The organism is Parapedobacter indicus (assembly GCF_900113765.1).
Lineage (GTDB): Bacteria > Bacteroidota > Bacteroidia > Sphingobacteriales > Sphingobacteriaceae > Parapedobacter > Parapedobacter indicus.
In genome coordinates, this window is sequence record NZ_FOQO01000001.1 from 708,587 (window position 1) to 733,125 (window position 24,539).

The 24,539-nt window shown below is 47.3% G+C and carries 28 protein-coding genes, 2 tRNA genes and 2 pseudogenes; 18 read left to right on the forward strand and 14 right to left on the reverse strand.

Going from position 1 to position 24,539, the window contains the following annotated elements:
• Positions 1–75: 75 nt before the first annotated feature.
• The 3 genes from BMZ56_RS02815 (at position 76) to BMZ56_RS02825 (ending at position 2,844) form a co-directional block, all read left to right on the forward strand.
• Positions 76–657: a hypothetical protein gene (locus BMZ56_RS02815; protein ID WP_143072823.1), complete on the forward strand. Its 582-nt coding sequence runs from the start codon at positions 76–78 to the stop codon at positions 655–657.
• 161 nt (positions 658–818) lie between these two features.
• Complete coding sequence (gene htpG / locus BMZ56_RS02820) at positions 819–2,708, forward strand: molecular chaperone HtpG (protein WP_090623941.1); 1,890 nt, start codon at positions 819–821, stop codon at positions 2,706–2,708.
• 62 nt (positions 2,709–2,770) lie between these two features.
• Positions 2,771–2,844, forward strand: a tRNA-His gene (locus BMZ56_RS02825).
• A gap of 153 nt (positions 2,845–2,997) precedes the next feature.
• On the opposite strand, the gene BMZ56_RS02830 is transcribed toward BMZ56_RS02825, so the two are convergent.
• The 4 genes from BMZ56_RS02830 to BMZ56_RS02845 are packed head-to-tail and all read right to left on the reverse strand — an operon-like array spanning position 2,998 to position 4,619.
• Positions 2,998–3,264, reverse strand: a complete 267-nt coding sequence (locus tag BMZ56_RS02830; protein ID WP_090623944.1) for a hypothetical protein — start codon at positions 3,262–3,264, stop codon at positions 2,998–3,000.
• Between the two features lie 10 nt (positions 3,265–3,274).
• Positions 3,275–3,580 (reverse strand): recombinase zinc ribbon domain-containing protein, encoded by a 306-nt coding sequence (locus BMZ56_RS26090; RefSeq protein ID WP_369678700.1) that lies wholly within the window; start codon positions 3,578–3,580, stop codon positions 3,275–3,277.
• Positions 3,581–3,615: 35 nt separating this feature from the next.
• Positions 3,616–4,359 (reverse strand): recombinase family protein, encoded by a 744-nt coding sequence (locus BMZ56_RS02840; RefSeq protein WP_090623948.1) that lies wholly within the window; start codon positions 4,357–4,359, stop codon positions 3,616–3,618.
• Positions 4,350–4,619 (reverse strand): hypothetical protein, encoded by a 270-nt coding sequence (locus tag BMZ56_RS02845; protein WP_146088617.1) that lies wholly within the window; start codon positions 4,617–4,619, stop codon positions 4,350–4,352. Before BMZ56_RS02845 ends, BMZ56_RS02840 begins: the two co-directional genes overlap by 10 nt.
• On the opposite strand from BMZ56_RS02845, the gene BMZ56_RS02850 reads away from it, so the two are divergent.
• The 3 genes from BMZ56_RS02850 (at position 4,611) to BMZ56_RS02860 (ending at position 5,652) form a co-directional block, all read left to right on the forward strand.
• Positions 4,611–4,880: a hypothetical protein gene (locus BMZ56_RS02850; RefSeq protein ID WP_090623955.1), complete on the forward strand. Its 270-nt coding sequence runs from the start codon at positions 4,611–4,613 to the stop codon at positions 4,878–4,880. The two genes, BMZ56_RS02845 and BMZ56_RS02850, sit on opposite strands and share 9 nt — an antisense overlap.
• A 75-nt stretch (positions 4,881–4,955) precedes the next feature.
• Complete coding sequence (locus tag BMZ56_RS02855) at positions 4,956–5,414, forward strand: DUF305 domain-containing protein (protein WP_090623958.1); 459 nt, start codon at positions 4,956–4,958, stop codon at positions 5,412–5,414.
• A gap of 4 nt (positions 5,415–5,418) precedes the next feature.
• Positions 5,419–5,652 (forward strand): hypothetical protein, encoded by a 234-nt coding sequence (locus BMZ56_RS02860; protein WP_090623961.1) that lies wholly within the window; start codon positions 5,419–5,421, stop codon positions 5,650–5,652.
• An 11-nt stretch (positions 5,653–5,663) separates the two neighbouring features.
• Here BMZ56_RS02860 and BMZ56_RS02865 read toward each other — a convergent pair whose 3' ends face one another.
• Entirely contained in the window at positions 5,664–6,068 is a 405-nt protein-coding gene (locus tag BMZ56_RS02865) for a helix-turn-helix domain-containing protein (protein WP_090623964.1), read from the reverse strand.
• A 91-nt stretch (positions 6,069–6,159) separates the two neighbouring features.
• Here BMZ56_RS02865 and BMZ56_RS02870 point away from each other — a divergent pair, with 91 nt between their 5' ends.
• Positions 6,160–7,029, forward strand: coding sequence for a CPBP family intramembrane glutamic endopeptidase (locus tag BMZ56_RS02870; protein ID WP_090623969.1), 870 nt, complete (start codon positions 6,160–6,162; stop codon positions 7,027–7,029).
• A gap of 130 nt (positions 7,030–7,159) precedes the next feature.
• Here BMZ56_RS02870 and BMZ56_RS02875 read toward each other — a convergent pair whose 3' ends face one another.
• Together BMZ56_RS02875 and BMZ56_RS02880 are read right to left on the reverse strand one after the other, a co-directional pair.
• Positions 7,160–8,431 (reverse strand): DUF4932 domain-containing protein, encoded by a 1,272-nt coding sequence (locus BMZ56_RS02875; RefSeq protein WP_090623972.1) that lies wholly within the window; start codon positions 8,429–8,431, stop codon positions 7,160–7,162.
• 173 nt (positions 8,432–8,604) lie between these two features.
• Positions 8,605–9,255: an IS982 family transposase gene (locus BMZ56_RS02880; protein ID WP_177195008.1), complete on the reverse strand. Its 651-nt coding sequence runs from the start codon at positions 9,253–9,255 to the stop codon at positions 8,605–8,607.
• Between the two features lie 2 nt (positions 9,256–9,257).
• On the opposite strand from BMZ56_RS02880, the pseudogene BMZ56_RS26240 reads away from it, so the two are divergent.
• The 6 genes and pseudogenes from BMZ56_RS26240 to BMZ56_RS02905 form a co-directional block, all read left to right on the forward strand.
• Positions 9,258–10,002, forward strand: a pseudogene (locus BMZ56_RS26240) (alanine/glycine:cation symporter family protein); the annotation flags it as partial.
• 180 nt (positions 10,003–10,182) lie between these two features.
• Positions 10,183–10,296, forward strand: a complete 114-nt coding sequence (locus BMZ56_RS26245; protein ID WP_245893060.1) for a hypothetical protein — start codon at positions 10,183–10,185, stop codon at positions 10,294–10,296.
• 233 nt (positions 10,297–10,529) lie between these two features.
• Positions 10,530–11,360, forward strand: a complete 831-nt coding sequence (proC, locus tag BMZ56_RS02890) for a pyrroline-5-carboxylate reductase (protein ID WP_090624461.1) — start codon at positions 10,530–10,532, stop codon at positions 11,358–11,360.
• Complete coding sequence (proB, locus tag BMZ56_RS02895; protein ID WP_218146448.1) at positions 11,335–12,150, forward strand: glutamate 5-kinase; 816 nt, start codon at positions 11,335–11,337, stop codon at positions 12,148–12,150. The genes proC and proB overlap by 26 nt, the downstream gene beginning before the upstream one ends.
• Positions 12,151–12,172: 22 nt before the next feature.
• A complete protein-coding gene (locus BMZ56_RS02900) occupies positions 12,173–13,360 on the forward strand; it encodes a glutamate-5-semialdehyde dehydrogenase (RefSeq protein WP_256213773.1) in 1,188 nt (395 codons plus the stop codon).
• A gap of 86 nt (positions 13,361–13,446) precedes the next feature.
• Positions 13,447–13,589, forward strand: a pseudogene (locus BMZ56_RS02905) (Na+/H+ antiporter NhaA); the annotation flags it as partial.
• Between the two features lie 43 nt (positions 13,590–13,632).
• On the opposite strand, the gene BMZ56_RS02910 reads toward BMZ56_RS02905, so the two are convergent.
• The 5 genes from BMZ56_RS02910 to surE form a co-directional block, all read right to left on the reverse strand.
• Positions 13,633–15,087 (reverse strand): alanine/glycine:cation symporter family protein, encoded by a 1,455-nt coding sequence (locus BMZ56_RS02910; RefSeq protein WP_090623978.1) that lies wholly within the window; start codon positions 15,085–15,087, stop codon positions 13,633–13,635.
• Positions 15,088–15,139: 52 nt separating this feature from the next.
• Complete coding sequence (locus tag BMZ56_RS02915) at positions 15,140–15,970, reverse strand: universal stress protein (protein WP_090623981.1); 831 nt, start codon at positions 15,968–15,970, stop codon at positions 15,140–15,142.
• A complete protein-coding gene (gene nhaA / locus BMZ56_RS02920; protein WP_177195009.1) occupies positions 15,945–17,180 on the reverse strand; it encodes a Na+/H+ antiporter NhaA in 1,236 nt (411 codons plus the stop codon). Before nhaA ends, BMZ56_RS02915 begins: the two co-directional genes overlap by 26 nt.
• Positions 17,181–17,311: 131 nt before the next feature.
• On the reverse strand, positions 17,312–17,878 hold the full coding sequence (locus BMZ56_RS02925; RefSeq protein ID WP_090623983.1) for a YqgE/AlgH family protein: 567 nt from the start codon (positions 17,876–17,878) through the stop codon (positions 17,312–17,314).
• A 51-nt stretch (positions 17,879–17,929) separates the two neighbouring features.
• Positions 17,930–18,673: a 5'/3'-nucleotidase SurE gene (gene surE / locus BMZ56_RS02930; protein WP_090623985.1), complete on the reverse strand. Its 744-nt coding sequence runs from the start codon at positions 18,671–18,673 to the stop codon at positions 17,930–17,932.
• 118 nt (positions 18,674–18,791) lie between these two features.
• On the opposite strand from surE, the gene BMZ56_RS02935 reads away from it, so the two are divergent.
• Positions 18,792–19,706, forward strand: a complete 915-nt coding sequence (locus tag BMZ56_RS02935) for a diacylglycerol/lipid kinase family protein (RefSeq protein ID WP_090623987.1) — start codon at positions 18,792–18,794, stop codon at positions 19,704–19,706.
• On the opposite strand, the gene BMZ56_RS02940 is transcribed toward BMZ56_RS02935, so the two are convergent.
• Positions 19,696–20,334: an HAD family hydrolase gene (locus BMZ56_RS02940; protein ID WP_090623989.1), complete on the reverse strand. Its 639-nt coding sequence runs from the start codon at positions 20,332–20,334 to the stop codon at positions 19,696–19,698. The genes BMZ56_RS02935 and BMZ56_RS02940 overlap by 11 nt on opposite strands.
• A gap of 65 nt (positions 20,335–20,399) precedes the next feature.
• Between BMZ56_RS02940 and BMZ56_RS02945 the strand changes: the two genes are divergently transcribed.
• Together BMZ56_RS02945 and BMZ56_RS02950 are read left to right on the forward strand one after the other, a co-directional pair.
• A tRNA-Ile gene (locus BMZ56_RS02945) sits at positions 20,400–20,473 on the forward strand.
• A gap of 186 nt (positions 20,474–20,659) precedes the next feature.
• Positions 20,660–21,961, forward strand: a complete 1,302-nt coding sequence (locus BMZ56_RS02950) for a phage integrase SAM-like domain-containing protein (RefSeq protein ID WP_090623991.1) — start codon at positions 20,660–20,662, stop codon at positions 21,959–21,961.
• Positions 21,962–22,229: 268 nt separating this feature from the next.
• Here the strand turns inward: BMZ56_RS02950 and BMZ56_RS02955 are convergent, their stop codons facing one another.
• Entirely contained in the window at positions 22,230–22,568 is a 339-nt protein-coding gene (locus BMZ56_RS02955; RefSeq protein WP_143072825.1) for a hypothetical protein, read from the reverse strand.
• 286 nt (positions 22,569–22,854) lie between these two features.
• Here BMZ56_RS02955 and BMZ56_RS25925 point away from each other — a divergent pair, with 286 nt between their 5' ends.
• Positions 22,855–22,989: a hypothetical protein gene (locus tag BMZ56_RS25925; RefSeq protein WP_256213767.1), complete on the forward strand. Its 135-nt coding sequence runs from the start codon at positions 22,855–22,857 to the stop codon at positions 22,987–22,989.
• 268 nt (positions 22,990–23,257) lie between these two features.
• Positions 23,258–24,526, forward strand: coding sequence for an efflux RND transporter periplasmic adaptor subunit (locus BMZ56_RS02965; protein WP_090623997.1), 1,269 nt, complete (start codon positions 23,258–23,260; stop codon positions 24,524–24,526).
• Positions 24,527–24,539: the final 13 nt, after the last annotated feature.

The following is a 24,539-nucleotide window of genomic DNA, read 5'->3' on the forward strand; positions in this document are numbered from 1 at the left end:
ATGGCTGTTGGGGTGTCTTGGGAGGACGCGTCAGCTGGAAGAAATAGTAGTTTAATCTTATTAAATTGAGAAATTATGGTTGATTTAGTTGTAATGTTTGTTGCGGGGATGGCCATTGGTCATGGCAACCCGTTAAAAGATGACGTGGGATACGATGGCGGTCAGTTTTCCGTAGACCAGCGTGGTAAATTTGTGGTATACCATTCGGAGATACTGCCGACAGAAGTTAGCTTTTCCGACGTTCAGGTCCAGTTAAATGCGTTTTTGATTTCGAGGGGCAATGAAACAGAATTGAAAGGGGCGACCCGCCTGGAAAGTAAAGGACGGGTTTCTATGAAAAAACACGCAGGTATCGGAAATCACGTAGCAGGAGATATACATTATACGTTGGTTGTAGAAGACAAAGACGAGGAACTTAATTACTGGTTTACCGACTTGACTTACCAACCTTATCGCAACGACCGCTACGGAAAGCGCGTCAAAGCGACGGCTTCGCCTATTCCACTTGAAAGGCAGACGAGCAAAATCAATGAACACGTCTGGAAGAAACAAAAGACTTACGCTTACGAAGCTATCGATGAAATGGCTGGTCAAGTGCTCACGCAATTGAAAGCTGCCGGTAAACCAAAGGTGATCATCACCCGTATGGAAGAATAGCAGATTCATTACCAAAACGTAATTAAAAAGGGTGCTCAACAATGCACCCTTTTTTTGTCAGATTGTCCTGCCATCCTGACGGAATTCTGAAATGGAACACATATTGTGATAATGGCGATCGGCAATCCGTCATTAGTTTTTACGTATTTTATAATTGATCCATGAACGAAAAGGGTAACATATCCATCCATACCGAGAATATATTTCCGGTAATCAAGAAATTTTTATATTCAGACAATGAGATCTTCTTGCGTGAGTTGGTATCTAACGCAGTTGATGCAACGCAGAAACTGAAGCGGCTAGCTTCGTTGGGCCAATATAAGGGAGAAGTGGGAGATGTAACTATCGACGTAGCATTCGATGAAAAAGCCAAGACAATTACCATATCCGATCAGGGTATCGGGATGACAGCTGAGGAGGTAAAGAAATACATCAACCAAATCGCATTTTCGGGTGCCACCGAATTTGTTGAGAAATTCAAGGAGGCAAAAGATGCCAACGAAATCATTGGTCGCTTCGGTTTAGGTTTCTATTCCGCTTTTATGGTGGCCGATAAAGTGGAAATTCAGACACTGTCTTACCAAGAGGGTGCCGAACCTACGCGTTGGGTATGTGATGGCAGCACGTCCTATGAGATTACCGAAGGCAATCGGACCACACGTGGCTCGGATATTATTCTGCACATTAATGCGGATTCAGAAGAATTTTTAGACAAGGGCAAGTTGCAGGAAATTCTGGAAAAATATGGCAAATTCCTGCCCGTGCCCATTCGTTTTGGTACGCGCACAACCAGTGAGCCAGACGGAGAGGACAAGGATGGCAAGCCCCAATATAAGTCGGTAGAAGTAGACAACATCATCAACAATACGCAACCTGCTTGGACCAAAGCTCCTTCTGAATTAAAAGATGAAGATTATTTGGCCTTCTATCGCGAACTGTATCCCTATTCATTGGACGAACCATTGTTTTGGATCCATCTGAATGTGGATTACCCTTTCAACCTAACAGGTATCCTGTATTTCCCGAAACTCAAAGAAAACTTCGAAATACAGAAAAACAAAATAAAACTGTATTCACGGCAGGTATTTATCACAGATGAGGTAAAAGACATTGTGCCCGAATTCCTAATGCTGCTGCATGGTGTGATCGATTCGCCCGACATTCCACTGAACGTGTCGCGTAGCTTCTTGCAAGCCGACAGTAATGTCAAAAAAATCAACGCGCACATTACAAAAAAAGTGGCTGATAAATTGGCGGAGTTATTCAAGGCAGACCGGAAGGGCTTTGAAGAGAAATGGCCCGATATTGCGCTGTTTGTCAAATACGGCATGCTCAGCGACGATAAATTTGCCGATAAAGCAAACGAATTTTGCTTGGTGAAAAACACCGATAATGAAATTTATACCCTGAAAGAATATGCGGAAAAGGTAAAAGACATTCAGCTGGATAAAGATGGCAATGTGGTATATCTTTATACAAACAATGCTGCCCAGCAGGATGGTTATATCACCACGGCCAAAGACAGCGGTTACGACGTGTTGGTGATGGATTCGCCGATAGATAGCCATTTCGTAGCCTACATCGAGCAAAAAGCAGAAAAGACTCAGCTTAAACGTGTAGACGCCGACGTGATCGACAAGCTTATCCAAAAAGAAGATGCAAAGACGTTGCAACTTACGGAGGAAGAAAGCAAAAATGCTGTGGAGCTTTTCGAGAAAGCCATCAGTCGCGACAACATGAAAGTGCATGTTGAAGCGCTCAGCGAAAGTGAGTTGCCCGTTACCGTGACCATCGACGAGTTCATGCGGCGGATGAAAGATATGGCACAGACGGGAGGAGGGATGAGCTTTTACGGTTCCATGCCGGATAATTACAAGGTAACTGTGAACGGCAACCATCCATTGATAAAACGTATTCTTTCAGGAGAAGATGACGAAGAGCGGCAACAGCTAGCCAAACAAGCATTTGACTTAGCGTTGCTTTCGCGCGGATTGTTGACCGGAAATGAGCTTACGAATTTTGTAAAACGGAGCGTAAATTTAATCGGTTGAGTTTTTTTTAATTTTGTTGTTGGATTGTTGTTTAATTGCTATTTTTGCAGTCCAATAACACGGTAGGTATAGCTCAGTTGGTTAGAGCGCCTGATTGTGGTTCAGGAGGTCGTCGGTTCGAGCCCGATTACTTACCCTTTATGGGGCAAAGGCTTTTTTGAAGGTTTTTGCCTCATTTTTTTTGCCCGTAGCCTTATTTCCAGATATATTAGCTCAGCCGCCTTGTTGAGCTTACCGGTTCGATATACCCCATCTACGAAAGTGAATTTTTCAGGGAATAATAACCCTACTAAATATCTTTTGCCGGGTATGAAGCCTTGTCATACAGCCGGTCGATCTCCAAAAGTGTGTTTACAGCCTCTTGAGCCACTTTTTTGATGTTAATATGGTTCGACCTCTGTACGTTTGTTTCGGAAAGCGGCACCTCAAGCTGTGCAATTGTCGAACCAGCCTGCTCTTTGATCTTCCGGTACTCGTCCGGAGCAAGCTCGCTGGTCAGCATTAGTTCCCTGGCTATATCGATCTTTTTATTCGCATCGCTAATGGCTTTGATCAATTCGTTCTGCTCATTTTAATGGCCTCATTCTGGTTGCGGTAAGCATCGGTAATGCTCTCGACAAACAGCTGCGCATACCCGGCACGGGAACGAATTTGATCAGTTCATCCATAAAAGCGTTATTGATATCCTCCGCCCGATGCCTTACCCCGCAGGATGACCGGCAATGATAATAGATCGAATACCTTTTTCGGCCTTTAGAAGCGCTTCCGGTCAGCATTCGGGTACATTTATTACACTTGATAAAATTGCGCAATGGCAATTCTTCCGGGGTGGCGATGGCCATGTTTACGACATATTTGGCCCGGCTGTTCATCACATCCTGCACTTTATAAAACAGCGCTTCCGAAATCAAAGGCGTATGCAGGCCCTGAACCAATTGCGCCGGTTCATGCTCATGGGCAGGCAAACGGATCTTCCGCTGTAAACCGGATTGCACATCGAGATTAAAAACGTATTCTTATCCATACCCAGCCCCCTTTCATTGGCAACTCTCATAATCGCCTCGGCGGAATACAACCCTTCACTCATTTCCTGGAATGCCCAGCGCATGATTGAGGCTTCAGGTTCTTTGATGTCAATGTAACGTCGCCCGTTTTCATAAGCTTTGTTAATGTAACCTTTTGGCGCTTTACCCCTATACCGGCCTTCTTTTTTAGCCTGGCGGATACCGGCTTTGGTATTTAAGCCGCGCCGGTCATTTTCAATCTCCGGTGCCGTAAGGTAAATCGCCAGCATCATTTTGTTTTCGGGGATCGATAAGTCCAGCGGTTGTTCCACCGCCTGCGGTTCCACGCCCAGGCGTTTCAGCGTGGTGATCATCTGGTAAGCATCGGACGTGTTCCGGCTAAACCGGTCCCACTTGGTAAACAACAATAAATCCGTTTTTCCGCGCTGTTTACGCAGGATAATCATCAACTTCCGCCACTCCGGGCGGTTGAAATGCTTGGCGGTATAGTCTTCATAAAAAAACTGCCGCACCGTAATGTTCCTCAACTGGCAGTATTGCCGCAATACTGCCTCCTGACTTCGGGGCGAATAGCCCTTCGTCTGTTCGTCCGTACTGACACGGACATACAAATCTGCTACTTGCATAGACCATAAATTAATGTTTCACTTTCCCCTGGTGAAGGGGCTTCATTTTGACTATTCGAAAGCTGCATAAAGGCTTCGTTCACAGACAATTTACTGATTTTTCGCAATAGTTCCAACATAATTTCGGCATCTTCCAGGCTGATTTCAATCCCATGTTTGGCCACCATACCGGCCAGCAAGATCGCTTCCCTTTCTTCAGGCGAGTTTGTGGGCATGGTGGCGGATAACCCCGAGCGAAGATCAGCCTGAAGATGTTTCACAGTGAGATACAGAACGATCATAAGCGGATAGCTGCCGAAGAAAGGGATTACCGGCCCATTCCCGTTATTGCACGTGTGGGCCCTGAACTCATCGAGGAGAATTACCTCAGGATCAAAACGGACATCCACAAACTCTTGCACGAACAACTGGACCTGCTGGCTGAAGAATTGCAGCAGTCGCAGGATAAAAGCGAAGCGCAGGGGGCGGCAAATAAATCGATCCTGAAACCCGGCGCTACCGGGCAAACCTTATCCCTATAGCGTGGCTGGTGGACGGTCAGATCATTTTAGGGAACAAAACCCCTTTAAAACTGTTCCCTTTAAAAAACTACGCTGATGAAAAACGGAAACTACGGAAAGTTTGCGCTCCTGCTGACCGCTTCTTTCCTTCTGATGTATGCCATTATGTTTTTGAATGTGAACGAGCCGGATCATATCTATATCAATATGACCCGCTTTTATATGACCCAGATGATGATCGCGGCCATGGCGGTGCTCATGCTGGCCATGATGCCGATGATGTACCCGGATAAAAAGAAGAACAGGGCATTGATCATTGTTGGTATCGTGGTTTTCGGGCTGGCCTTTGCCGGGGTGCACCGGCAGGTGGGCATCAGCGATGTGCAGTATATGAAGGGCATGATCCCGCACCACTCTATCGCCATCATGACCAGCGAGAACGCGCACATTACCGATCCAAGGGTACGCAAGCTGGCTGATGGTATTATCGCCACCCAGGAAAAAGAAATCAAAGAAATGAAGGCCCTGATCGATAGTTTACAGCAAAAGCATTAAGGATATGGAACAACAGGAATTTGAGATTACCCTAAAGCCGGAGGATGCGGCATTACCGGAAACGATCAGCGTACAGCATCGGGACGAAACCTTTCGGTTTACCTTGAATGGCGCCGACATTTCGATATTAAATAACGGCGATAATTCCTGGAGCCTGGTCAGCGGCGATCTGGCGCAGGAACGGGTGAACGCGATCGGTCAGGCTATCGAAGCCTGGTACGGCAGGCAACCTTTATAGCACAAATAAGTTTAACGCCATAACCGCCATAGTACCACCAGATACGTGGTTAAAAAACCGGCGATATACAGCATCAGCTCAAACGCGGTCTCCGGAAAAAAGGGCGACTGAAAAACATAAGCCAGTCCCAACAGCAGCCAGAGTAAACCTAAACCGATGGACAGGATCAGGCGCCGCTCCCGGCTGAAATTATTGGAAGTCGCTTCAGGGACAGGTTGCCGTTCCGAAAAATCGGTCTCCAGTATATCGGCCAATAGGTTAAGCGTATACCGGCGCGGGCTGACCTGTCCGCTTTCAATGCGCTGCACGGAACGCAGACTGATGCCGCTGAGTTCCGCCAGTTGCTGCTGTGTATAATTCTTCTCGATACGGCCGGCTTTTACCAATTGGCCAATGGGTTTAACAGGATCTGTCATCTTTATATAAATTGAACGCCAATTGACGACATTGTTACGACATATGGTGTTTGCTGCTAGTAATTAGAACCCGAGCACCTACTTTTGTTACATGAAAACCTCGTTGCAACGGCTGCCGCCCTGGCTCAAAATCCTGCTGTTTATCGGCTGTTTCACTGGACTGTTGATGATTGCCGGCTTCCTTCAATTCTTTTTTTCACCAGCTTTCCGTCAACTGGCATTCGGGATACTGGGCAGTGGAGGGGGCTTGTTTACGGTCTGGATTTTTAGTAAGTTCAGGGCGTTCAGCTATGCGAAGGCTGGTATTCGGCTGAACCGACGCAGTCCGCTTAAATTCCTGTTGGGCGTGGTCATTGGTCTGGTCTTTTTCTTAGCGCTGCTGATGGCTTTTATTTGGTTGACTCCCGTTCGCATTCGCTTTTCAGGGAATGGACTTTCTCTCGAAGCAGGATTGCAACTCCTTTCGTTGCTGCCACTTGCCCTGATGGAAGAGATGGCCTTCCGGTCTTATCCGCAGCAGGAACTGAACCACCGGTATGGCGTCTGGGTAAGCCAATTCGTTATGGCGCTGGTGTTCGGGTTTTACCATATCCTGTATGGCTGGGACCCGGTAACGGCCTTTACCGGGCCTTTTGTGTGGGCTTTTCTTTTTGGTTTAGCTGCTATAGCTTCCCGGGGGATTGCCCTGCCCCTGGGTATTCATTTCAGCGTGAATGCCGGTCAGCTCATCGCGGGATTAAACGGCGCTTCGCCGACAGCTTTATGGATCATCAGCTATCCGTCCCGAACGGCAGAGGCCGTTCAGCAGCGGAGCCAGGTAACCAGTATGGGCTTACACGGCGGGATCTGGATTATGTTACTTCTGTTTACTTTTTACTGGGATCGTCGGCAGAAAAAGACTAATGCATGTGAGCTTCACGAACAGGCTGATCAAAAATCAGTTATCCAAAGACGTTTTTAACCACTTGAACGAGACCTTTCCGAAGGAGGAAAGATTGCTGGAACATAAGCATTCGGCCAGCCAGCCTGCGCAGTATAGCCTGAAAGGCGGGAGACCCTACAGCCGGATCAAGGGTTTTGCGATCAGATATTTATTTTTCACTTTTCAATAAGCTGTCCACCTGTTCAGGTGTCAAATCATGAAACACCTTCAGCAATTGCGGTAAGAAATTGTTAAAGTCTGGATATTGCTCCCGTTGGGTTTCATATTCGGCTATTTTTTGCTCCAGCAAAGGCAGCAGGACAAAATGAAACTCTTCGGTATGCATTTTCCGTAAACGATCGGCTTCGGCCCTGTTGCCCATCGCCATCGCGGTGCGTATTTCGCCCAACCTGACCAGGTGCTCGATGACACAGGTATACCAGCACCCGACATAAGAACCTTCCATCACTTTGCGCAGCTTAGGGGTAAACAGGACGGTGTCTTTGTTGATGGTTGTTTGAAATGCTTCGACATGAGGGTTGACAAAGGAATGCCCGATTTCATGGATGGTCAGAAAACGGGTGACTGTGGGATTGTCGAAACCATAATGCGTATAACTGTCGGGGGATTTACCCGGTGCTAAGGGAACGCTGCTGCTCATGACCATGGCCGAAATCCGGCCTTGCGGCCAGTGCAACGTGGGACCAAATGCCCGGTAATTGTCAGGTCCGTAGGGGATCGGCATGGTCGGCATGAGGTAAATGCGGTAGTCTGCAAACGATTCCCCGTAATAGCGCTCCATGGCGTCGAAAGCTTTTGTATTCATGTCTTTAACGACTTCCCGTAGCGCTCCCTGGTAGAATTGCCAGTGACTATGCAGGAAATCGCCTACCCGGGCCATCTGATAGAAAGACCGGAGACTATCTGATAGCTCCTTGGTTACCCTTAATAAATCCCTGTGTTCAGGCGATGCAAAGATCGAACTGTCACGGAAGGGAACAGCTTCTCCTTTTTCAGGAAACCGTTCCAAGTGCAGGAGGTATTGCAGAACCGGTGCATTATCATGCAGGTTGTCCCGAATGATGGTGATCAGTGCGGCAATACGCTGGACGCACGGGCTGCGCTGGAAGGGTTTGAATTTTTCGTAAGCGGCGTAAACCAGGGGCTGGTGCCAGTATAAACTGTCTTGGCGTGTAAAAACCATAAAACCGATTTGCTGTACCGCAAGCCGTTCGGCAATAAAATAGGTTTCGATATTGGGATGGCAGGATACGGTTACTTTTTTGGATAACGTTATCGAACGCTGCGCCCTGATGGTCATGCCAATCAGGACCAGGTAAAGGATGATCATGCTGGTGAGGACCCGGTTCCGGATCCTGATGTTTGCGAATAGCCTGTCGTGTGCGGGTCTGTTCCTCCTGCGGTTTATGTGGATAGCCATATCTCGGTTTTTAGATGTCGGGGTATGATAATTTGGCGTCTTTATAAGTAAGACGTGCAGAAGGACTATTGTGTTGCATAATCGGAAAAAACAGGATTTCTATGTCTTGTCGTATTCAATAACAGGGATTTAACAGCAGACAGGATATAACATATCTAAACCCGTTGTGCGGTTTAAACAGCGAGTGCATGTTTCAACCTGTTAATATTTCTGTTGTTTAAAAAGTTCGTGTACTGCAATACGGCCACTGCGGAGATCTTGGCGCAAAGCCTTGTGAACAGGCCATCGAGTGTCTTGGCATAGTTCCTTTTGAGCATGAGCTGGTCACAGAGCTGGGAGAACAAGGTTTCGATACGCTTGCGCGCATAACGGTAGCCGGCGTTCCATTCCGACAGCCTGTTTTTCATATTGGCCCGCAGCGGTGTGACGAGCCGTATGCGGCTTTCCTCAAACAGTGAGGTCTGGTATCCCAGCGATAAATACCCCTTGTCGGCTATGAGTTCACAGTCGGTAAGCTGCGTTTCATTCATCCATTGCAGGTAATTGACATCGTGCACGTTAGCCGCCGTAATGCCGAAATGGACAGGGATCCCCGATCGGGAAATGACCAGCTGCATCTTGAACCCGTAATAATGCAGACGGTGGGAGGCATGGTATCCCCGGCTTGGATGTACCGTCGGATCTTCCCTGCAGATGGCCGTCCGGTTTGCTCTTACCGGCTGGCATACCGGCACGGGTATGGAATCCAGGATATACCGGTCCGCTTCCGGGTCGATGATCCGGGCGAAGTTACATCGAACAACGACCCTTGGCTGATGGAACACCGGTGGCAGGCGAGCTTACGCACTTCCAGGCACTCACAGCTGCGCTTTCAGGTACGGTCGGGCTGGGGAATATCGCAGGGGTGTCCGTAGCGATAGCCATCGGTGGTCCCGGAGCTACGTTCTGGATGATTTGGTCGGCATGACCACCAAATTTGTCGAGTGCACGCTTGGGGTAAAGTATCGCGACGTGGGTGAGGACGGACAAACCTACGGCGGACCAATGTATTATCTCGTCAAAGGATTGAAAGAAATCGGTGCCGGTCGCTTGGGAAAGATCCTGGCAGTCGTTTTCGCGGTGAGTGTGTGGGCGCATCTTTCGGCGGGGGGAATGCCCTTCAATCCAACCAAGCGGTTGCCCAATTGACGACGACAATGGGCATCGAGGGCAGTTTCGTTAAAACACTTTTCGGGCTGGGCTTAGCGTTATTGGTCGGTGTGGTGATTATCGGCGGCATCAGGCGCATCGGGCAGATCACGGAAAAGCTGGTGCCTTTTATGGGCATCGTTTACCTGTTGGGTAGTCTGGCGGTTGTAACTGTGCATTACCAATACATCGGTGAAGCCATCGGGCTGATCGTCGGTCAGGCATTTTCGCCGGCTGCTGGTTTAGGAGGGATGGTAGGGGTGCTGATTACAGGTTTCCGCCGGGCCTGTTTTTCGAACGAAGCGGGTATCGGCTCTGCCGCAATTGCGCATTCGGCCGTAAAAACAAGATACCCGGCAAGCGAAGGACTGGTTGCCTTGTGGGAGCCGTTTGTGGATACGGTGGTTATTTGTACGCTGACGGCGCTGACGATCATTTTTTTTAGTGAGGGCGTCTTTACCTACGGTATCCAGGATCAATGGGGAAAGGTGGTGGTTGGAGACGGAGGTCAGGTAGTTGGGACGGCTTCTACACTCGATTCTGTATTCAAGTTTTCCGATGCTATGATTTTGGCTATGGCCTTTCCCAATATGATCGGCCTGTTTCTGCTGGCTCCGAAGGCAAGGAAAGAACTTGGTCGGTATTTGGACGCAATCGGGCTCCGTAAGAAGGAATAGCACAATGATCATGTCTGACAATTTTGCATCATTTTTGCCCCGGTTGCTGAGTGGCTGACATATTTGCGAGACCTGCCGATAATTAGCCAATGAGATGAAATAGCCATGTTTAACCGGTATCGGACTCCTGCCATTTTTTTATGGTAACTAACAATATGGCAAAAATTGGCACGCCCGCACGAAGGTTGTTTTATTTTAACGAATCATATTTTTTAAATCAAAAAGAAGAACAAATGAATGTATTAGTAATTGGAGGAGGCAACATGGGGATTACATATGCGGAGGCAATCGCCAAGTCCAATTTTTTATCCTCCGGAAGTTTGATGGTTTTTGACAAAAGCGAAGAAAAGCAGGCTGAGCTGCGCGCCGGCGGGTTCTTCAGTGTGCATAGCGGGTTGGGTACCTGTTTGCCCGAAGCCGATGTGGTGCTGATCGCCGTTAAACCGGTGCATGCACCGGGGCTGATGGACGAGATGAGACCGATGGTTTCGGCGGGGCAGCTGTTTATATCCATCATGGCCGGCGTCACTATCGACACCATCAAGCAGAGGCTGGGTATTGATAAGGTGGTGCGCGCCATGCCCAATCTGCCGGCGCAGGTGGGGTTGGGTATGACCTCCTTTACCGCGTCCGAGCAGGTATCCCGCCTGGAACTTGCAACCATCGAAAAACTGCTGGATACCACGGGACGTTCCCTGAATCTGGCTTCCGAGTCTGAGATCGATGCGTCGACGGGGATCTCCGGAAGCGGGCCAGCCTATATCTTTTACTTTATGCAGGCGCTGCTGGATGCGGCACTGAAAATGGACTTCAACAAAGAAGATGCGCGGCTACTGGTTGGGCAAACCTTTTCCGGAGCGGTGGAATTGTTCAACTCGTCAGACCTAAGCCCAGATGATTGGATGGCTAAAGTCGCTTCCAAGGGCGGGACGACCCGTGCGGCGTTGGACTCGATGGATGGAAACAACCTCAATTCCCTGATCCAGGAAGCTGCGTATGCTGCCTTCCGCCGTGCGGAAGAACTAGGGAAACAAACGGATGGGAAGGAGGTTGCCCATGCCTGACCGCGCGCTCGGGGGTAAACCCATACGACGCATTGTTGTTAAAGTCGGCACACACGTCATCACCAATAAAGATAACCGCATCGTTAGCAAAGTCCTGGCGCAGTTGGTGGAACAAATCGCTTACCTCTACGAGCAAGGGATTGTCTCGGTACTCGTTTCCTCCGGCTCCGTTAGCGCTGGAAAGGAAGTCATGAGCCGGGGCCTGAAAGCGACGGACAAAATCACACGACGGCAGGTATTCTCGGCCATCGGCCAGCCACGCATGATGCGACACTATTATAACCTGTTCCAGGACCACGGCATGCGCTGTGCGCAGGTGCTGGCAACGAAGCGTGACTTCGATTTGGGCCGGCATCGGGATAATATGGTCAATTGCTACGAGGGCTTATTGGGCGAAGGTGTGATTCCCATCGCCAACGAGGACGACGCGGTTTCGTTGTCGATGTCGACATTTACCGACAATGACGAACTGGCCAGTCTGGTGGCCGAATTGATCAATGCCGACATGTTAATTTTGCTTACGGACACGGAAGGCTTGTACAACGGACACCCCGAAGATGCCAACAGCCAGTTGATTCCGCACCTGCATGTGGACGATCCCGTTGAGCAATACATCCAGAAGAACGTGAAGGGTGAGGCGGAAGGCCGTGGCGGAATGGAATCCAAACTGCGGGTGGCCAAACGGACCGCAAGACTGAATATCCCCACATTCATCGCAAACGGCAAGAAAGACAATATTATTACCGATATTGTCTATGGCAAACCAGCGGGTACGAAGGTAACCGGTTAAAATACAGGGACAATGGAATTACCTGACAACAATTCAGAAAAATAACGTTCTTTCATCGATGATTACCATCGTCGATGAAAGTCGCAATGAGATACTGAATGCGAACCAGCAAGATCTTGATGCGTTTCAGCGCGATGACCGGGCACTTTTCGACCGGCTGGTGGTCGATAGCGCTAAGGTGAACGGAATGATCGCCGCTATCCGCTCCGTAAGGGAACAGCCCGACCCAATCGGGCAGGTGCGATCATCGGGTGTATTGGGCAATGGCCTGCGCATCGAAAACCGGACCGCGCCGTTCGGCACCATATTAATCATTTACGAATCGCGCCCCGATGTGACCATCGAGGCGGCGATGCTGGCGTTTAAGGCCAGCAACAGGATTCTACTGAAAGGGGGCAAGGAGGCGGTACATACCAACCAGGTACTAGTTAATTGCTGGCACAGGGCACTTGCCGAAAACGGTCTTACTGCTGACTGGATTCAGCTGTTTACACTGGATAGGCAGGCAACGCGTGAGTTTCTGAAAAACCCGTCACAGCCGGTGGACCTGATTGTTCCTCGCGGCGGCGACCGGCTGATCAATTTCGTCAAGGAACACGCGCGGTGCGCCGTGCTGGTAAGCGGCCGTGGCAATAATTTTGCCTACCTGGCTGCGGATGCCGACTGGGAACAGGTCCTACCAATTATCATCAATGCGAAAACCGACAAAATCAGTGCCTGCAATGCGCTGGATAAGGTATTGGTGGATGAAGAAACGCCCGGATTGGCGGCTAAGCTACGAAGGCTGGGAGCTGCACTGCGCGCTAAATCTGTGCAATTGGTGGCTGAAGAGTCGCTCTTACCGCTACTGGAAGGGGCGGAGCCAATAGCCGGCGAGTCCGTTTGGTATGAAGAATTTCTAGCGCCCAAAATCTGCTTTGGCTGGGTTGCGGGGGTAGAAAAAGCCACAAGGAAAATCAACCGGTACAGCGGCGGCCACTCCGCGGTGATTCTGACAGTCGATAAAGCGAAAGCAGACGTGTTTATGGAACAGGTAGACAGTGCAGCGGTGTATCACAACGCTTCCACGCGGTTTACGGACGGTGGCGCGATGGGGGTGGGTGCCGAATTGGCCATCAGTACAGATAAGTTGCACCACCGCGGTCCGCTGGGATTGGAACAATTGGTTACCAATAAATACTATGTGTATGGCAATGGGCATATCCGGTAGACCGGTTTCGGCTTCCCATATATAATTTTGTGATTTTTGGCTAGTGAATGGAGAATACACACTGAACAGCTCACCGGAGGTAATCCGTGCTTTTACGGATCAATGATGGGCTATGGCCATCTTTTTCCTGATGGAGGAACTGGAGATCAAGCGCGAGCTTGTGGAAGGCGAGCTCTCATCGTTCAAAAAGGCAGCCCTGCCCATTCTTGCAGGATTTGGTGGAGTAGTGCATCGGGTGTGAAAATGGGGAGGCTAAACTCCAATGCCGGCGGTTAACGGACGCTATCGGGTTCGTTTTTGACAGGCTGCTCCCAATAGGCGGCTCCTTTGATCCCGTGTTCCTGCGGATGGAACTCCGGATCTTTTCCTGCTTGTTTTTGTCTCCGGTAATCGCGTAACACACGAAGAGCAGGTTTGCGCAACAGCAGGATGGCAATGAGGTTTAGCCAAGCCATCAGTCCAACTCCGATATCCCCCAGCGTCCAGGCCACCGCTGCAGTCTTCACTGTACCGTAGTACGTAGCTGCCATGATCAGGATACGCAGACCCCACACCGCCCATTTCTGCCGTCCATTCTTGTCGAGGTAACTCAGATTAGTCTCGGCCATATAGTAATACGCGAGAATGGTGGTAAACGCGAAGAACAGTAAGGCAATCGCAACAGCGGGCGCACCAAATGCCGGGAAATGCGAAGCAATGGCCTGCTGGGTATACGCCGGACCGATCTCGATGCCAGGAATGTTTTCAACCAAGTAACCGCCGTCGGGATTCTGCACGTTATATTGGCCGGTAAACAGGATCATGAATGCCGTAGCGGTACATACAAACAGCGTATCCACGTATACAGAAAACGCCTGCACCAGTCCTTGCTTTGCGGGATGGCTTACTTCGGCCGCCGCCGCAGCATGCGGGGCGGTTCCCTGTCCGGCTTCATTGGAATAGATGCCGCGTTTTACACCCCAGGCAATCGCCATGCCGATAACACCTGCAAAAGCCGGTTCGAAATTGAACGCTGACTTAAGGATCAGCAGAAATACATCCGGAATTTGCGTAAAATGAAACGCAATGATCACGAGAGCCAATAGAATATATCCACCGGCCATAAACGGTACAACGACTTCGGCTACTTTGGCAATACGCTTAACCCCTCCGATGATGATGAGCCCCAGCAGAACGACCAGTCCGATGCCGGTATATTCAACAGGGATCGCAAATGCATTATGGCTGCTTAGTGCAATGCTATTGCTTTGAACACCCGGCAAAAATAACGCTGTACTCAATATAGTGGCTATGGCAAATACGATGGCATACCATTTTATACCAAGCCCTTTTTCAATGTAGAAAGCCGGTCCGCCGCGGTATTGTCCGTCTTTTACCTCCTTGTAGATTTGCCCGAGCGTGGCTTCCACATAGGCCGAGGCGCTGCCCAGAAAAGCAATGAGCCACATCCAGAAAACCGCTCCCGGGCCGCCCATGGCGATGGCGGTGGCTACCCCTGCGATATTACCGGTACCTATTCGGCCCGATAGTGCCAACGCGAAGGCCTGGAACGATGACACACCAGCTTTTGATCCTGTGCTTCCGAAAAGCAATTTAACCATGTCTTTCAGGTACCGGATTTGCAGAAAGCCGGTGGTAAACGAGAAATATACGCCCGTTGCCAGACAAAGTATAATCAGTGCATTGCTCCAAATGATATTGTTAATTGCGTTGATCGTTTCTTCCATAATTAGCTATTGATACGCTCGGTTTATTGTTTACAGGCCGCTAAGATAGGAATTATCGACCAATGAATACGGGAGTTTTGGCCTGCATGACAATTTCTTTGGATAAACTCTTATCGAGCAGCTTATCCAGGAAGTTTCGTTCGGTAAGGGTGATTGCCAAGAGGTCGACATTGAAACCGCTTACGATTTTGTGCACGACAGCGATGTCTTCCTTACCGTGTTCCAGCTCCCAGTCCATGTTTACAATCGGAGTGTTGGCCTGCAATTCCATGGCATAGACGGCAAGTTTTTTGAAATCGGCGTCTCGCGGCAATTGTTCTTTTTCATGAATATGCACGACCAGGTAGTTGACCTGTTCGCTTCCGAACAGGGAGTAGAGCGACGTGATGGTTTGATGGTCTTGCGGCCGGTAGTCGGTAAAAAATGCGATGTTGTTGAAATCAATGTGATCGACACTAATGGGTACGGCTAGGAGCGGGATAGGCAGGGATTCGGCTACTTCGTAAGTATTAGTGCCAATGAATTGGTATTTCAGGCCGGTGGCACCCCCTGTGCCCATCACGATGAGGTCAATGGAAATTTCTTTGGCTAGTTCATGGATTAAGGCCACCATGTTTCCTCTCCTACAAATTGTTTTTATCGATCCATTAAAAAAAAAGGTAGAGACGGTGTCCGCAAACATGGCCATGCCCTGTTCGGCTTCTTCCAATGCCCGCTGCTCATCCCGCGCATTGTTGCGCTCGCTCTGGAAACCCGATTGGAATGCGGAATAGGCATGGAACAAATAAACGGTTGCATTTGACTGATGGGCCAGGCATAATGCACACTCGGCAGCTTTTAATGCGTGGTCCGAAAAATCAGTGGGCACCAATATGTTGTTCATTTGCTTTCAGGTTGGCAGTTTTTTGATATTTGTTGTTCTTTTGACGTTTAGCAATAATGTGAAGGACCAGCGCACCTGCTGCTGCAGAAAGCAAAGAGGCCGAGAGAATGGCGAATTTCGCCTCAGATAATAAGGTGTGGTCACCAGAAAAGGAAAGTACGGCAATGAAAATGGACATGGTAAAGCCGATGCCTGCAAGCATTCCCACTCCCCATAAATGTTTCCACTGCGCTTTGTGGGGTTTGGCGCATATGCCCAGTTTGACGGATAACCAGGAGATGGAAAAAATACCCAGGGGTTTGCCGAGGAATAGTCCCAGAACAATTCCCAGTCCCAAGGGGGTGGCAAGACCGCCTACCATGCCATCCACAAAAGTGATATTGGTATTTGCCAATGCGAAGATGGGCATAATGATGATATTTACGGGTTTGGAAAGGAAGTGAGCCAACGTTTCCAACGGGGGATGCTTCGCTTTCCCAGGTTTAACCGGTATGGTGAATGCGGTGAGTACACCGGCGATGGTGGCATGGATGCCCGAGTGATGAATAAAATACCACATGACCATGCCTGGAATCAGATAGAATGCCAGGTTTTTTATGCCCATCCGGTTAAATACCAAAAGCAATGAAAATATCAATCCTGCGTAAAGTAAATAGGTGTAGTGTAATTCAGCGGCGTAAAAAAGCGCGATGACGATGATGGCCATTAAGTCATCCACGATGGCCAGTGCAGCCAGGAAAACTTTAAGCGACAACGGAACCCGGTCGCCCAGCAATGTCACAATGGCTAGTGCAAAAGCGATATCGGTAGCCATGGGGGTAGCCCACCCCGCGATCGTCTCCTTTCCGAAATTTAAAAGTGTAAAAATCAATGCGGGAGCAAGTACGCCACCAAGCGCACCTAGGATCGGTAGCGCCGCTTGTTTTGGAGATGCCAACTCGCCGTCGATCAGTTCCCGCTTTATCTCCAGTCCCACCAGCAGAAAAAAGACGACCATTAGCCCATCGTTAATCCAAAGCAAAATGGGATAGTTTAGGTGTAGTTGATCAGATTCGTATCCTATTTTTTGATTTAAAAAAGCTTCAAAGTATGTATTTAATGGTGAATTTGCAATTATCAATGAAAGAATCACGCATCCGATTAGTATAATTCCGGGTCCTGTGCTAGAACCAACAAATGATTTAAGGATTCTTGTTAAATTATTCAGCATGATCACGCAAAAATAATATTAAATTTGATCATGTGATGATGTTTTTAATATATTTTTAGAAATTATAACAATAAAATTAGTTAATATCTGGTTATTAAATCAAATTTATAAAAACTTCCCTTCCATAGGGATTAATTCCACATTGGATTCTGCGGAAAATTGGCAACATGCGCATACTTTGGCCCCAAAGACACAATCGCTTCCTTCCAAAGGTTTTCTCCGTCGTTGCCGAACGTAATGTCCGGATTGTAATGGTTGCTGATTACCCAGGTATTTTCGTTGAGTTCATTTTCCAATTGGCCAGGGCTCCATCCCGAGTAGCCGATGAAAAATTTAACTTCATCGGGTGCGATATCTCCATTGCGTATGAGGATTTTAAGGCTTTCGAAGTTCCCTCCCCAATAAATACCGTTGCCAAGGCCCACACCGCTATGTAATTTGTCGTAGCATTTGTGTATAAAATGGATGCTCTCCTGTGCAACGGGACCGCCGAAAAATAGGGGGAAATCTGCTTCAGGAACATCGTCCAGAACATCTTTGAGTTGTAACACCGCGGGTTGGTTGAGCACATAGCCTACAGTGCCGTCTTCCGCGTGGTGTTCACACAACAACACAACGGCTCGTTGAAAATTGGGATCCAGCATAAACGGCTCTGAGATGAGCAGGCTTGCAATTTGGGGAATATTTTTATTGAACATGATGTTTCTCGTTAACGTACTGTAAATGTAACAAAAATATTTTCCTCCAGCTCACTGTTCCCATTTCTCGGTCTCAATCAGGTTACTCAATTTTTTTTCGTCAGTTAGGTCAAGGCGCAGTGGGGTAACGGAGACATAGCCGTTTTCCACCGCCCAGCGGTCAGTACCCTTGTCTGCCGGTTCCAATGGAATTACCGTAAACCAGTAGTGTTTTCGATCCATAGGGTCTTTTCCAGGCACGATTTTCCCATCGTAAAACCGCATTGACTGTCTCGTCCAGCATATGCCGGACGGTTGCTTAGGGTAGTTTACGTTGTAGAGTCCTATTTCGTTAGGATCTGCCAACAGCAATTTTAACGTCTTTTCGACATAAGGGGCGAGCGCTGCAAAATCCGGTTCAGAATTTCCGGCTGGGGTACTCAATGCGATTCCTTTTTTTCCGAACAACACAGCTTGCTTGGCGGCGGCCAACGTCCCAGAATGCCACATAGAATTTCCTAAATTCGGCCCCATGTTAATTCCCGACAAGACTACCTGAATGTTGTTGCGTAGGTGTGTGCCGAGTGCTACGCAATCGGCTGGTGTGCCGTTGACCCGATATGCCTCGATACCTGGGAATTCAATAGGAGACTTTTTATAAGATAGCGGCCGGGAGTGAGTTACGGCATGGCCCATTGACGACTGTTCTACGTCGGGTGCGACTACGACAACCTCTCCAAACTGGGAGGCGATTCTTGCCAAAGAGCTGATACCGGGGCTGTATATGCCGTCGTCGTTGGTAACTAAAATCCGCATAATAATTGTATTAACGATGCATTTCCAGGGATGCAATCTAAACCCTTGTGGTTTTAAAACAAGTCTTCTTGATTTTTTGTTTGGATGAGTATGCATAATCAAGCAATATATATCACACATGCAAGCCGCTAAACACGCCCAATTGTTGCATAATCCCAAAGCGGGAGATGGCGACCACATGAGAGAAGACCTAATCCAGACCGTTGCGTCCTGCGGGTTTACCTGCGGATATGTTTCAACAAAGGCAAAAGGGTGGGATCGTTTAAAGAACAAAACCTTATTGGTGGTCATTGCCGGAGGCGACGGTACGGTAAGGCAGGTATTAAAGCGACTATTGCGGCGGCGGATATTGGATAAACGGTTGGTCGTCGCATTATTGCCGGCCGGTACCGCAAATAATTTTGCAAAGACTTTGGGTATTCCCTCGTCGCTTTCTGGATTGAAGCGTGCAATTATGAGCTGGCAGGTCAAGAAAATTGATATCGGGGCCATCGGTAACCTGTCCGGTGCAAAATTCTTTTTGGAAGGTATGGGATGTGGCTTGCTGCCAAGATTGATCAAAGAAATGAAAACGGTCGATCTTTCAGGAGTAGAAACAGCAGACGAAGAATTGACTCTTGCGCTGGATAAATTGATTGAAATCTCACAACTATACAAGCCAAAGCGGAGCACCTTGACCATAGATGGAATCCGGTATGAGGACAGTTATCTCTTGGTGGAGGTGCTGAACATCCGATCAGTGGGACCCAATGTTGTGCTTGCTCCCAAAGCAGACCCTACCGATGGAAAATTCCAGGTAGCATTGTTAAAGGAGGCGGATCGGGAAGCGTTTATCACCTATCTTGGGCAGTTACGCCGTCCGCAATCGGGAAGACGTCCAAAGGTTCCCTGGCAACTTGTTGAAGTGAGCTGTTCGTTAACCTTACGCTGCGAGAATCGGTTACTACATGTTGACGACGAGTTAATCGACTTAAAAGAATCACAGCTTGTAAAAGTAGAAGTCCGGCAGGGTATCGTGGATATTATTGTTTGATCAATCCTAATTTTTCCAATAAAGAAGGCAGTGAATTGCTCGGTTCGAGCAGGTGTGCCTGCAATCCCAGCCGCTGCGCAGTTTCGATATGCTGAGGGCTGTCGTCTACAAACAAGGTGCGTACAGGATCGAGCGAATGATTATTCAATATAAAATCGAAAATTTCCCGATCAGGTTTTCGCATCCGCAGTAAATGAGAATAATAGTCTTTTTCGAAGAACCCAGTGTTGTCCTTCAGGCCAAATTCGCGGTTGAGGTGAGCCATGATCCAAGCGTAATGAATTTCGTTGTTGTTGCTCAGCAAAAAAGTACGATAACGTTTTTTAAGGTCGTGTAATAATTCATGGTGGCCGGCCCGTACGCCAATAAGTAAGCTATTCCATGCTGTGTCGATCGCTTCGTCGTTCAGCACGGGATTGCCGGTAGCTTTACGGATTTCGTCACGGAATTGAGCTGCAGTAATGAGTCCTTTGTCGAATGCATCAAACAGTGCGTGTTGTGCCCTATGTCCATAAAAGGTGTCGACTTCAGGAATACCCAGATCGATGAATGACTGTCGTAATCTGGAAAAATCGATATCGAACAATACATTGCCATAATCGAGGATGATGTTCTCAATAATTTGCATAAAAATTTCAGAATATATGCGCAAAGATGTAAATTTGCACCCGCAAAACAATATAAATTTGCACTGCGCCTATAGCTCAGTTGGTTAGAGTAGAAGACTCATAATCTTTTGGTCCCTGGTTCGAGCCCAGGTGGGCGCACAAGTCGAAAAAGTCGTTTTCCCGTAAGGAAAACGGCTTTTTTCGTTTCTTAGGGCACTTTAGGAGCATCTGCTCTACGCCATTTCGGATACCTCGATACGGCGAGACTTGCATAGATTTTTGTTGAACTTCACGTAAAAGTGTTACAAATGTGTTACAGCTTTTACGTGCCTATTCGAAAGAACTATGGCAACCGTTAGTGCAAAGGTGTTCGAGCATCACAAAAAAAACGATGGCACCTACAATGTGAAAATTTGTGTACAGCACAAAAGATTAAGAAAGTATCTTGACACAACTCATTTCGTAGTCAGGAAACAATTAACCAAAGACTTTAAAGTCAAAGACCCGTTTATCGCAGACAAGGTCGAGAAGCAGCTTCGGGATTATCGGAAGATGATTAGCGAACTCGACGACCGGCTGGATTATTTTACCGCTGAATCCCTACGCGATTATCTACGGGACAAAGATGAAGATGTCGACTTTATCAAATTTTGCGATCAGCATATCGAACGTCTAAGAAAAGAAAATCGAACCGGAACCGCAAACAACCACCGGAAAATCCGCAACAGTTTGGTCGATTATTTTAATCGGTCAGCAGTTTCCATCAAGGAAATCAATTCAAATATGCTGATGACGTATGAGCGTTATTTAAGATCAGAGCGTACAATGACACGTTACAACCAAGACAACAAGCCAGTTGTCACAACCGAAAAAGGATTGTCTGATAGTGGACTGCATAATCACATGAGGGATTTAAGAACATTGTTCAATGCTGCACGGGAAATGTATAATAACGAAGACCTCGGAATATACCGCATCAAGCATTATCCATTCAAGAAATACAAGGTTGGTTCCTCACCCCTCACAAAGAAAAGGAACAATACACTTGAACAAGTTTTGACTATTCGGGATTGTGTAACCGTCCCCGGAAGCCGTGCGGAATTGGCAAAGGAACTTTATATACTTTCGTTCTACCTTTGTGGCATAAATGCCGTAGACCTGTATCAAATAACAGAACGTGATGTTAGAAACGGACGTTTAGACTATAACCGTTCCAAGACACAGGGCAAGCGTAAGGACAATGCCTTTATCAGTATTAAGATTGTCGATGAAGCCAAGCTTTTATTGGAAAAATATTTAGGCAAATTACGTGAACGCTATTCAAGTGCCAATGCCCTTAATTGGGCATTATGTAAAGGCATGGAGCAATTACGAAAGTTGACCGGCATACCCGAACTTACTTTGTATTGGGCAAGACACACATTTGCAAACACAGCAAGGAATGATTGTCGTATGAGCAAAGACGACGTGGCTCTTGCACTAAATCACGTTGACGAGGGTAACCGCACAACAGATATTTACATTGCCAAAGATTGGAAGATTGTGGATGACGTACAGCGGAAAGTTATTGCACAGCTTAGAAAAGTTGAAATCAAGGTGATGAAGAAAAAACAACAAGAGAACAAAACGGAGCACATCGCTGCCTAATAAGTGTAACCGAATTGCATGGGGATCACCCCCCATGTAGTTCTTTTTTGATTAAAAAACGTAAATTTGAAATACTATGAGAACTGTAATTTTATTTTTTATTACCTGTATCATTGCCACATTTGGATATTTCGCCGCTTTGAGTATGCAAAACCCGTGGCCGGGTTACGCCGTAGCTTTTGGTGTCTGGGCGTTTTTTATATGGACAACCACAAAGCCAAGAAGACGGAGACGTTAATATATTATCAGGCGGTGATATGGTTTATTGCTATTTCACCACCCAATCCTTTTCCTCTCTGATATTCTGTACTACATTATCATCCAGCCATTTTTTAAAAGCATCCTCGTCATCAGGAGTAAATTTTACAATATTCCCATCATTCAGCATCAAGGTAAAATCTTGAAGGATATGTAGGTATTTGAAAACTTCCGAGGCGGGGTATTCGAAATTAGGGAAATGTGTTACGGCCACCATATTATAAAAAGTTAATTTCAAACCATCACGTTGCCGTCTTTTAAAAAGCGTAGGCAACAACTTACCGTACTGAGGTCTTAGGAAACCGGCAACCAATAAGTGCGCCCACGCCAAAGCATGAGCGTTTTCCACTTGTCGCCCCGGTTGCATTGAAAGTTCCTAAGTTTCAGTACAGGACTCAAAGCTAAAACGCTTCAAGAATATCTTTACACAAAGATAATAATTGTTGACTTAAGGCGGACACTACAAAGCATCTTAATACACATTATCTCAGCGTATGCAACTTTGCAATACCATTGCAAAAGTTTTTTACTAACTTTGGACAATAACATGAAATTCTTTTCTTCCATATTGGCTATGTATATGATGGTGTTGTTTGTAACACCATGTGACGACAACTTTGAAGAAGATGTATTTCATGGTCACGAACACACGACCGAAGCATCCCATAACCACCATGACCATAGTCATGATGACCACGACCATTCAGACACTACCGATATGTGTACCCCCTTTTGCGTATGTGGTTGCTGTGGAGCTATTTCGGGAATAGTTCTCCAAGAGAGCCTATCAGACATAGGTGAGGTGATTGATTTTGACCTTTCAACGTTTATTACATATTATAAACCTGTTTTTATCCCCCGATACTTTGGGGAAATATGGCAACCGCCTAAGATTAATGCATAATTTTTAATGTTTTGGCAATAACAGCTTGATATGGAAAAGTATCGGGCTAATTCCTTTTTGGGCTACTTTGGTACAGCTCAGATTCATTGCCTTTATAATCTACATTTTAAATTAATGATTAATCAAAAAAACGAATGAAAAGAATATTTTTAGGCGTCTTCGTGCTGTTATATCTTCTATCAGCGTGTAATTCTGCCACAAAACAATCAGATAATAAAGAAACAACCCAAAGTGACCATTCGGGGCATGACCATAGCGGTGATGACCACGACCATTCGGGACACGACCACAGCCATGATGACCACGACCATTCGGAGCATGACCACAGCCAAGATGACGATGACCATTCTGGACACGATCATGACGAAGAAGAACTTGGGGATAACGAAGTCGCATTTTCCGATGAACAGGCGAAGCGGGTAAATCTTACCATAGAGAAAGTTGCTCCGCAACCGTTCTATCAAATCATCAAAACCTCCGGTCAGCTCATTGCACCCGTTGGTGAGGAAAGCACCATAGTAGCATCTACAAGCGGTATTATCAAGTTTACAGGTGGTGGATTGAACGCAGGAACTGCCGTCAACAATGGCCAGAGGATAGCGGTCGTTTCGGCTCGCAACATCGTGGATGGAGACCCTGTGGCAAAAAGCAGGTTACAGTATGAAACGGCAAAAAAAGAATTTGAGCGAGCCGAACTTTTGGCGAAAGATACCCTTATATCTATGGCCGATTACAACCAAGCTAAGCTCAATTATGAAAATGCACAGGTCGCATACAATGCGCTCGCAAACCAATCAACAGGTAGTGGTGTGAACATAACGAGCAACACACAGGGTTATATCAAAAACCTATTGGTCAGCGATGGTGAATATGTCAGCGTCGGACAGCCTATACTGACGGTAACCAAGAACAAAAGGATTCAATTGAAAGCGGATGTATCCGAACAGAACGCAGGTATCATATCGCAAATCACCTCGGCCAACTTCAAGACAGCTAATGGCCGGGAAAGCTATTCCATAGACGAACTGAACGGTAAATTGGTCTCATACGGAAAACTTTTGGACGGTTCTTCCTTTTACATTCCCGTTATTTTCGAGTTCAACAATACAGGGCATTTCCTAACAGGTGCGTTCGTTACGGTCTATCTCAAGACACGCACCATAGAACAGGCTATCACTGCACCTTTGACAGCTATTATAGAAGAACAGGGGCTGTTTTTTGTCTACGTTAAGGACAGGGAGCATATCTATAAGAAGAAAGAGATAAAAAAGGGAGCAGATGACGGCAAGAGAGCTTTGATACTTTCGGGATTAGCGAGCGGAGAGGAATTGGTAGCGACGAGTGCCTACCATCTGAAACTTGCAAGTATGAGTTCGGCTATTCCACACGGTCACAGTCATTAAGGAGGATAAAACT